This is a genomic window from Caballeronia humi (assembly GCF_001544475.1).
GTDB classification, from domain to species: Bacteria; Pseudomonadota; Gammaproteobacteria; order Burkholderiales; family Burkholderiaceae; genus Caballeronia; species Caballeronia humi.
Genome location: NZ_FCNW02000019.1, coordinates 78,863 through 88,578, shown reverse-complemented (window position 1 = coordinate 88,578; position 9,716 = coordinate 78,863). Strand labels below are relative to the sequence as shown.

Below are 9,716 nucleotides of genomic sequence, written 5' to 3'. Positions count from 1 at the left end.
CCGGGAAACCCGTGTCATCGTTGGTAAAATCGGTCCACTCTCGCTACGACGCCACCGTCCTTTCAATGTCACGTTCGCTCGAAATTCTCAAGGAAGTATTCGGCTACCCCGCTTTCCGCGGACAGCAGGCCGAAATCGTCGAACACGTGGCCGCGGGCGGCGATTCGCTGGTTCTGATGCCGACGGGCGGCGGCAAGTCGCTCTGCTATCAGATTCCGTCTCTGGTGCGGCGCGAGGCGGGACTCGGCGCGGGGATCGTCGTGTCGCCGCTGATCGCACTGATGCAGGATCAGGTGGCCGCGCTCACCGAAGTCGGCGTGCGGGCGTCGTATCTGAATTCGACGCTGTCGGGCGCCGAAGCCGCCGCGACCGAGCGCGCGCTGCGCAACGGCGACATTGACTTGCTGTACGTCGCGCCGGAACGCTTGATGACGCCGCGCTTCCTGGACTTGCTGGACAGCGCGCCGATCGGTCTGTTCGCCATCGACGAAGCGCATTGCGTGTCGCAATGGGGGCACGATTTCCGGCCTGAATACATTCAGTTGTCGGTTTTGCATGAGCGCTTTCCAAACGTGCCGCGCATCGCGCTGACGGCCACCGCCGACGCCATCACGCGCGACGAAATCGTCCACCGACTGGCGCTTGACGACGCCCGTATCTTCGTTTCGAGCTTCGATCGGCCAAATATTCGCTACCGGATTGTCGAAAAGGACAATGCGCGCGCGCAATTGCTCGATTTCATTCGCGCCGAGCACACGAACAAGGACGGCACGACCGACGCGGGCGTGATCTATTGCCTGTCGCGCCGCAAGGTTGAGGAGACCGCGGAGTGGCTCAAGGACCAGGGCGTGCGTGCGCTGCCCTATCACGCGGGCATGGAGTTCGAGACGCGCCAGAAGCATCAGGAGATGTTTCAGCGCGAGGAAGGCATAGTGATGTGCGCGACGATTGCGTTCGGCATGGGCATCGACAAGCCGGACGTGCGCTTCGTCGCCCATCTCGATTTGCCGAAGAGTGTCGAGGGCTACTATCAGGAGACGGGGCGCGCGGGCCGCGACGGCATGCCGGCGAACGCGTGGATGACCTACGGCCTCGGTGACGTCGTGCAGCAGCGCAAGATGATCGACGAATCCGACGCCGACGATACTCACAAGCGCGTTCAGGGCGGCAAGCTCGACGCGCTGCTCGGCCTGTGCGAAACGGCATCGTGCCGGCGTGTTCGGCTGCTCGGATATTTCGGCGAAACGAGCCAGCCGTGCGGCAATTGCGATACATGTATCGAGCCGCCGGCGTCATGGGACGCGACGCGCGAGGCGCAAATGGCGCTGTCCTGCGTGTATCGGGCGTTCAAGGCAAGCGGTTTTCACTTCGGCGCCGGCCATCTGATCGACATCCTGCGCGGCAATCGCACGGAAAAGATGCTGCAGCGCGGGCACGAGAAGCTGTCGACGTTCGGTGTCGGCGCGGCTTTGTCTGAGCCGGAGTGGCGCGCAGTGTTCCGTCAGTTGGTGGCGTTCGGCTACCTCGCCGTCGACCACGACGGGTTCGGCGCGCTCGTGCTCACCGACACGAGCAAGCCTGTGCTCAAGGGCGAGCAGAACGTGACGCTGCGCAAATATGTCAAACCGACGCGCACGCGCCAGTCGTCCGGACGCACGGGCGAACGCGCCGATCCGACCGCGGGCATGTCGCCGCGTGAAAAGGCGCGCTGGGAGCGGTTGCGGCTGTGGCGCGCCGAGACTGCGAAGTCCGACGGCGTGCCGGCATACGTCATTTTCCACGACGCGACGCTCGCCGAAATCGCCCGCAACGACCCCGATTCGATCGATGATCTGCGCAATATCCCAGGCATCGGTGCGCGCAAGCTCGACCGTTTCGGCGACGAACTACTCGAAGTCGCAGGCGCCGATTAGCGGCAGCAGCGTCGCACATCCCCGGGAATCGCTGCAACCTATTGACCGGATTAGGATTTCCGGACTATCATGCTAGGTTCTCGTTCTTGGCTCGCTTGCGCACGTCGGAAAGTGCCTAAAAGTACTACAGGCGCCCGCTACGCAAGCCGGAACCAGAGAAGCTCGATACGCGTTCTTTTCGCTTTGCCCGGAACGGACGCGTCGATTTTGATCAATCTCAGGAATAGACAATGCCAACCATCAATCAATTGGTTCGCAAAGGCCGCGCTTCCGAAACAGTGAAGAGCAAGTCGCCGGCTTTGCAGGACTGCCCGCAGCGTCGCGGCGTGTGCACCCGCGTGTACACGACGACGCCGAAGAAGCCGAACTCGGCACTTCGTAAAGTTGCCAAAGTTCGTCTGACGAACGGCTTCGAAGTCATTTCGTATATCGGTGGTGAAGGCCACAACCTGCAGGAACACTCGGTCGTGCTGATTCGTGGCGGTCGTGTGAAGGACTTGCCGGGTGTGCGTTATCACATGGTTCGCGGCTCGCTGGATACCCAGGGCGTCAAGGATCGTAAGCAGGCTCGCTCGAAGTACGGTGCGAAGCGTGCCAAGGCTGGCAAGTAATTGCCGGTTCGCAGTTTCAGGTCGCCGGAAGGCGTTCAATGCGGTGGTGCCGGAAACGCCGGTGCTGTCGAGTAAGTGGTCACCCGGCCAAGCTGGTTAATCAAGTGAGATGGATCGGGTTTGTTGGTGGCCGCGGAGCTTAACGCTCCAACTGAAAAGTTAAAGGAAGAAACATGCCGCGTCGTCGCGAAGTCCCCAAGCGGGAAGTGTTGCCGGATCCGAAATTCGGCAACGTAGATGTAGCTAAATTCATGAACGTGCTGATGCTCTCCGGCAAGAAGTCGGTTGCCGAGCGTATCGTGTACGGCGCTTTTGAGCAGATCCAGACGAAGGGTGGCAAGGACCCGCTGGAAGTGTTCACGGTTGCGCTCAACAACGTGAAGCCGGTCGTCGAAGTGAAGAGCCGTCGCGTTGGTGGTGCGAACTATCAGGTTCCGGTCGAAGTGCGTCCGTCGCGTCGTATGGCATTGGCGATGCGTTGGCTGCGTGAAGCCGCGAAGAAGCGCAGCGAGAAGTCGATGGCCCTGCGTCTGGCAGGTGAACTTTCGGAAGCGGCTGAAGGCCGTGGCGGCGCAATGAAGAAGCGCGACGAAGTTCACCGGATGGCAGAAGCCAACAAGGCGTTCTCGCATTTCCGTTTCTAAGTCTCACGACCCAGGTCGAACGGAAAAATTCCGGGCGGGTGCGCTTTCAAAGCGCCTCGCCCGTTTGTGTTAGGACGCGGCTGGCCACGCGCCGTCGCGTCGACCCAATAAAGGATTCAAAGTGGCTCGCAAGACACCTATCGAGCGCTACCGTAACATCGGTATCAGCGCTCACATCGACGCCGGCAAGACGACGACGACCGAGCGCATCCTGTTCTATACGGGCGTGAACCATAAGATCGGTGAAGTTCACGACGGCGCAGCAACGATGGACTGGATGGAGCAGGAGCAAGAGCGCGGCATCACCATCACGTCGGCAGCGACCACGGCCTTCTGGAAAGGCATGGCCGGCGACCGCGCCGAGCACCGCATCAACATCATCGACACCCCGGGCCACGTCGACTTCACGATTGAAGTCGAGCGCTCGATGCGCGTGCTCGACGGTGCATGCATGGTTTATTGCGCCGTGGGCGGCGTTCAGCCGCAGTCGGAAACGGTTTGGCGCCAGGCCAACAAGTACGGCGTGCCCCGTCTCGCGTTCATCAACAAGATGGATCGTACCGGCGCGAACTTCTTCAAGGTTTACGACCAGTTGAAGGCTCGCCTGAAGGCGAATCCGGTTCCGGTCGTGGTGCCGATCGGCGCCGAAGAAACGTTCACCGGCGTGGTCGACCTCATCAAGATGAAGGCGATCATTTGGGACGAAGCGTCGCAAGGCACGAAGTTCTCGTACGAAGAAATCCCGGCGAACCTCGTCGACACGTGCAATGAATGGCGCGAGAAGATGATCGAAGCCGCGGCCGAGTCGACCGAGGACATGATGAACAAGTACCTCGAGACGGGCGAACTGACCGAGGCGGAAATCGTCAAGGGTCTGCGCGACCGTACGATCGCTTGTGAAATCCAGCCGATGCTGTGCGGCACGGCGTTCAAGAACAAGGGCGTGCAGCGGATGCTCGACGCGGTTCTGGACTTCCTGCCGTCGCCGGTCGACATTCCGCCGGTCACGGGCGAACTCGAAAGCGGCGAGAAGGCTGAGCGTCGCGCAGCCGACGACGAGAAGTTCTCGTCGCTGGCATTCAAGATCATGACCGACCCGTTCGTCGGACAGTTGATCTTCTTCCGTGTGTATTCGGGTACGACGAAGTCGGGCGACACCCTGCTGAACGCGACGAAGGACAAGAAGGAACGTCTCGGTCGTATTCTGCTGATGCACGCCAACCAGCGCGAAGAAATCAAGGAAGTGCACGCTGGCGACATCGCGGCTGCAGTTGGCCTGAAGGACGCGACCACGGGCGATACGCTGTGCGATCCGGCACACCCGATCGTGCTCGAACGCATGATCTTCCCGGAACCGGTGATCTCGCAGGCTGTTGAGCCGAAGACGAAGCCGGACCAGGAAAAGATGGGCCTCGCACTGAACCGTCTGGCTCAGGAAGATCCGTCGTTCCGCGTTCAGACCGACGAAGAATCGGGCCAGACCATCATTTCGGGAATGGGCGAGCTGCATCTCGAAATTCTGGTCGACCGGATGAAGCGTGAATTCGGCGTGGAAGCGACGGTCGGCAAGCCGCAGGTTGCGTATCGTGAAACGATTCGCAGCAAGGCTGAAGATGTCGACGGCAAATTCGTCAAGCAGTCGGGTGGTCGCGGCCAGTATGGACACGCGGTCATCACGCTTGAGCCGAACGAGCAAGGCAAGGGTTACGAGTTCCTCGACGAGATCAAGGGCGGCGTGATTCCGCGTGAATACATCCCGGCGGTCGACAAGGGTATCCAGGAAACGCTCAAGAGCGGCGTGCTGGCTGGCTTCCCGGTCGTCGACGTGAAGGTTCACCTGACGTTCGGTTCGTACCACGACGTCGACTCGAACGAAAATGCGTTCCGTATGGCTGGTTCGATGGCGTTCAAGGAAGCAATGCGCCGTGCGAGCCCGGTGATTCTTGAACCGATGATGGCTGTCGAAGTCGAAACGCCGGAAGACTACATGGGTAACGTGATGGGCGACCTGTCGAGCCGTCGCGGCATCGTCCAGGGCATGGACGACATGGTTGGCGGCGGCAAGATCGTTCGCGCTGAAGTACCGCTGTCGGAAATGTTCGGCTATTCGACGTCGCTGCGTTCGGCGACGCAAGGCCGCGCTACGTACACGATGGAATTCAAGCACTACTCCGAAGCTCCGCGTAACGTTGCTGACGCGATCATCAACGCGAAATCCAAGTAATTCGGCAAGTCGAAAGTCTTTAACCGATCAACATTTTTGAAAGAAGGCAATCATGGCAAAAGGTAAATTCGAGCGGACCAAGCCGCACGTGAACGTTGGAACGATTGGTCACGTTGACCATGGCAAGACCACGCTGACGGCAGCGATCACGACGGTGCTGACCAAGAAGTTCGGCGGCGAAGCCAAGGCGTATGACCAGATCGACGCGGCGCCGGAAGAAAAGGCGCGTGGTATCACGATCAACACGGCGCACGTCGAGTACGAACCGGCCAACCGCCACTACGCACACGTCGATTGCCCGGGCCACGCCGACTACGTGAAGAACATGATCACGGGTGCCGCGCAGATGGACGGCGCGATCCTGGTGTGTTCGGCCGCTGACGGCCCGATGCCGCAAACGCGTGAGCACATTCTGTTGGCTCGTCAGGTTGGCGTGCCGTACATCATCGTGTTCCTGAACAAGTGCGACATGGTCGACGACGCCGAACTGCTCGAACTCGTCGAAATGGAAGTGCGCGAGCTTCTTTCGAAGTATGACTTCCCGGGCGACGACACGCCGATCATCAAGGGTTCGGCCAAGCTCGCGCTGGAAGGCGACAAGGGCGAGCTGGGCGAAGTGGCAATCATGAACCTGGCCGACGCACTGGACACGTACATCCCGACGCCGGAGCGTGCAGTTGACGGCGCGTTCCTGATGCCGGTGGAAGACGTGTTCTCGATCTCGGGTCGCGGCACGGTGGTGACGGGCCGTATCGAGCGTGGCGTGGTGAAGGTCGGTGAGGAAATCGAAATCGTCGGTATCAAGCCGACGGTGAAGACGACCTGCACGGGCGTGGAAATGTTCCGCAAGCTGCTCGACCAGGGTCAAGCGGGCGATAACGTCGGTATCCTGCTGCGCGGCACGAAGCGTGAAGACGTCGAGCGTGGTCAGGTTCTGGCCAAGCCGGGTTCGATCAACCCGCACACGCACTTCACGGCAGAGGTGTATGTTCTGTCGAAGGACGAAGGCGGTCGTCACACGCCGTTCTTCAACAACTATCGCCCGCAGTTCTACTTCCGTACGACGGACGTGACCGGTTCGATCGAGTTGCCGAAGGACAAGGAAATGGTCATGCCGGGCGACAACGTGTCGATCACGGTGAAGCTGATCAACCCGATCGCGATGGAAGAAGGCCTGCGCTTCGCCATCCGTGAAGGCGGCCGTACGGTCGGCGCTGGTGTCGTTGCGAAGATTCTTGAGTAAAATCGAACTCTTGCCTGTAGTTGATGTAGAGAAGTAACGTGCCCGGGGCCGGGCGTCCCCCCCTCAGCGGACACTCGGCCTCACGCTCTTTTACCAAATCGGCGGTGCAATACCGCCTCGCTCTTTTTCAAGGAATCGTCATGCAGAACCAGAAAATCCGCATTCGCCTTAAGGCTTTCGACTATCGTCTGATTGATCAATCGGCAGCCGAAATCGTCGATACCGCGAAGCGGACTGGCGCAATCGTTCGTGGTCCGGTGCCGCTGCCGACCCGCATCCAACGCTTTGACATCCTGCGTTCGCCGCACGTCAACAAGACGTCGCGCGATCAGCTCGAAATTCGTACGCACCAACGCCTGATGGACATCGTCGATCCGACGGACAAGACCGTCGACGCGTTGATGAAGCTCGACTTGCCGGCTGGCGTCGACGTCGAAATCAAGTTGCAGTAAGGCAGTAATCGTCGCCTGGCGAGCCCGGCGACGCTAAGTCTTTGATTGCTTGCAGAAAACGAAAAGCCTTGCTATACTTCAAGGCTTTTCGCGCATTTGCGCAAAAAAGCTGGCTTAAATTCACGCGATTCAGCGGATTTTTGAGGCCGGCATTTTGTAAATCAGCCCCGACCAATCGCAGTTGGGAATGGAGAAAACGATGAGCCTTGGACTCGTAGGTCGCAAGGTTGGCATGACCCGTATCTTTACGCCTGAAGGGGATTCGATTCCCGTCACCGTACTGGACGTGTCGGACAACCGCGTGACGCAGATCAAGACTGTTGAAACGGATGGTTATACCGCCGTTCAGGTTGCATTCGGCACTCGCCGCGCATCGCGCGTGACGAAGCCGCTGGCAGGTCACCTTGCCAAAGCCGGTGTTCAAGCCGGTGAAGTCCTCAAAGAATTCCAAATCGATGCTGCGAAGGCTGCCGAGTTGTCGAGCGGCGCTGTGATCGGTACGGATCTTTTCGAAGTTGGCCAGAAAGTCGACGTGCAAGGCGTGTCGATCGGTAAGGGCTACGCCGGTACCATCAAGCGCTACAACTTCGCATCGGGCCGCGCATCGCACGGTAACTCGCGTTCGCACAACGTCCCGGGTTCGATCGGTATGGCGCAGGATCCGGGTCGTGTTTTCCCGGGTAAGCGCATGACCGGTCACATGGGTGACGACACGGTTACGGTGCAAAACCTCGTGATCGCTCGTATCGACGCTGACCGCAATCTGCTGCTGGTTCGTGGCGCCGTTCCGGGTGCCAAGGGCGGAAAAGTATTCGTGACGCCGGCCATCAAAGCGCGCGCTGTGAAAGGAGCGAAATAATGGAACTTAAGCTCCTGAGTGCCAATGGTCAGGAAGGCGCAGGCGTGAATGCATCGGATGTCGTGTTCGGTCGCGATTACAACGAAGCCCTGATCCATCAGGTCGTCGTGGCTTATCAAGCCAACGCACGCAGCGGTAACCGCGCGCAGAAGGACCGTGAGCAAGTCAAGCACACGACCAAGAAGCCGTGGCGTCAAAAGGGTACGGGCCGCGCTCGTGCCGGTATGTCGTCGAGCCCGTTGTGGCGCGGCGGTGGCCGTATCTTCCCGAATTCGCCGGAAGAAAACTTTTCGCATAAGGTCAATAAGAAGATGCATCGCGCAGGTCTCTGCTCGATCTTCTCGCAGCTGGCTCGCGAAGGCCGGATCTCGGTTGTCGACGAGCTCACGCTCGAAGCGCCGAAGACCAAGCTGCTGGCCGAGAAATTCAAGGCAATGGGTCTCGAGTCCGTGTTGGTGATTACCGATACGGTCGACGAAAACCTGTACCTCGCGTCGCGCAACCTTGCCCATGTGGCGGTTGTCGAGCCGCGTTACGCCGACCCGCTCTCGTTGATCTACTTCAAGAAGATCCTGATTACGAAGGCTGCGGTCGCCCAGATCGAGGAGTTGCTGTCATGAGCGAGATTCGCAAGAACGATCATCGTTTGATGCAGGTCCTGCTCGCGCCGGTGGTCTCCGAAAAGGCGACGCTGGTGGCCGACAAGAACGAGCAAGTCGTGTTCGAAGTCGCGCCCGATGCCACGAAGCAGGAAGTGAAGGCTGCCGTCGAGCTGCTGTTCAAGGTGGAAGTCAATTCCGTCAACGTGCTGGTCACGAAGGGCAAAGCCAAGCGCTTTGGTCGCTTCATGGGCAAGCGCAAGGACGTGAAGAAGGCGTATGTCTGCTTGAAGCCCGGCCAGGAAATCAACTTTGAAGCGGAGGCCAAGTAATCATGGCAATCGTAAAAGTTAAGCCGACATCGCCGGGTCGCCGTGCGATGGTCAAGGTGGTGAACAAGGACCTGTATAAGGGCAAGCCGCACGCGGCACTGCTCGACTCGCAGTCCGTCACCGCTGGCCGTAACAACAACGGCCGTATCACGACCCGTCATAAGGGTGGTGGTCACAAGCAGCATTACCGTCTGGTCGATTTCCGTCGTAACAAGGACGGTATTCCGGCAAAGGTCGAGCGTCTTGAGTACGACCCGAACCGTAGCGCGAACATCGCGCTGGTTCTGTACGCGGACGGCGAGCGCAAGTACATCATCGCTCCGAAGGGCGTGACGATTGGTCAGCAATTGCTGTCGGGTTCGGAAGCTCCGATCCGCGCAGGCAACACGCTGCCGATCCGTAACATCCCGGTCGGTACGACGATTCACTGCATCGAAATGCTGCCGGGCAAGGGCGCGCAGATCGCGCGTTCGGCTGGCACGTCGGCGATGCTGCTGGCTCGCGAAGGCACCTACGCGCAGGTTCGCCTGCGTTCAGGCGAAATCCGCCGCGTGCACATCGAGTGCCGCGCGACGATTGGTGAAGTGGGCAACGAAGAGCATAGCCTCCGTCAAATCGGTAAGGCTGGCGCGAACCGCTGGCGCGGTATCCGCCCGACGGTGCGTGGCGTTGCAATGAATCCGGTCGATCACCCGCACGGTGGTGGTGAAGGTAAGACGGCAGCAGGTCGCGATCCGGTCAGCCCGTGGGGCACGCCGGCCAAGGGTTATCGCACCCGCAGCAACAAGCGCACGACGACGATGATCGTCCAGCGCCGTCACAAGCGCTAAGGAGTAGGC

The 9,716-nt window shown here is 59.8% G+C and carries 10 protein-coding genes; all 10 read left to right on the top strand.

The genetic code is table 11. The features are described from left to right. Window positions 1–65: 65 nt before the first annotated feature. The 10 genes from recQ to rplB all read left to right on the top strand — a co-directional run bounded on the left by recQ (window position 66) and on the right by rplB (window position 9,707). Window positions 66–1,913, top strand: coding sequence for a DNA helicase RecQ (gene recQ / locus AWB65_RS18550; RefSeq protein ID WP_087668527.1), 1,848 nt, complete (start codon window positions 66–68; stop codon window positions 1,911–1,913). A 230-nt stretch (window positions 1,914–2,143) separates the two neighbouring features. Then, window positions 2,144–2,524, top strand: coding sequence for a 30S ribosomal protein S12 (gene rpsL / locus AWB65_RS18545; RefSeq protein WP_035935550.1), 381 nt, complete (start codon window positions 2,144–2,146; stop codon window positions 2,522–2,524). Window positions 2,525–2,697: 173 nt separating this feature from the next. Further along, window positions 2,698–3,168: a 30S ribosomal protein S7 gene (gene rpsG / locus AWB65_RS18540; RefSeq protein WP_006053291.1), complete on the top strand. Its 471-nt coding sequence runs from the start codon at window positions 2,698–2,700 to the stop codon at window positions 3,166–3,168. A 121-nt stretch (window positions 3,169–3,289) separates the two neighbouring features. Beyond that, the gene (fusA, locus tag AWB65_RS18535; RefSeq protein WP_087657789.1) at window positions 3,290–5,392 is read left to right on the top strand and encodes an elongation factor G; all 2,103 of its coding nucleotides are present in this window, start codon (window positions 3,290–3,292) and stop codon (window positions 5,390–5,392) included. Window positions 5,393–5,444: 52 nt separating this feature from the next. Continuing rightward, window positions 5,445–6,635, top strand: a complete 1,191-nt coding sequence (gene tuf / locus AWB65_RS18530; protein ID WP_087668526.1) for an elongation factor Tu — start codon at window positions 5,445–5,447, stop codon at window positions 6,633–6,635. A gap of 140 nt (window positions 6,636–6,775) precedes the next feature. Then, window positions 6,776–7,087, top strand: a complete 312-nt coding sequence (rpsJ, locus tag AWB65_RS18525; protein ID WP_006998489.1) for a 30S ribosomal protein S10 — start codon at window positions 6,776–6,778, stop codon at window positions 7,085–7,087. A gap of 199 nt (window positions 7,088–7,286) precedes the next feature. Beyond that, window positions 7,287–7,946, top strand: a complete 660-nt coding sequence (rplC, locus tag AWB65_RS18520; RefSeq protein ID WP_087668525.1) for a 50S ribosomal protein L3 — start codon at window positions 7,287–7,289, stop codon at window positions 7,944–7,946. Then, the gene (gene rplD / locus AWB65_RS18515; RefSeq protein WP_087668524.1) at window positions 7,946–8,566 is read left to right on the top strand and encodes a 50S ribosomal protein L4; all 621 of its coding nucleotides are present in this window, start codon (window positions 7,946–7,948) and stop codon (window positions 8,564–8,566) included. Before rplC ends, rplD begins: the two co-directional genes overlap by 1 nt. Beyond that, window positions 8,563–8,877: a 50S ribosomal protein L23 gene (gene rplW / locus AWB65_RS18510; protein WP_060858186.1), complete on the top strand. Its 315-nt coding sequence runs from the start codon at window positions 8,563–8,565 to the stop codon at window positions 8,875–8,877. The genes rplD and rplW overlap by 4 nt, the downstream gene beginning before the upstream one ends. A gap of 2 nt (window positions 8,878–8,879) precedes the next feature. Beyond that, complete coding sequence (gene rplB / locus AWB65_RS18505; RefSeq protein ID WP_087668523.1) at window positions 8,880–9,707, top strand: 50S ribosomal protein L2; 828 nt, start codon at window positions 8,880–8,882, stop codon at window positions 9,705–9,707. Window positions 9,708–9,716 lie beyond the last annotated feature (9 nt).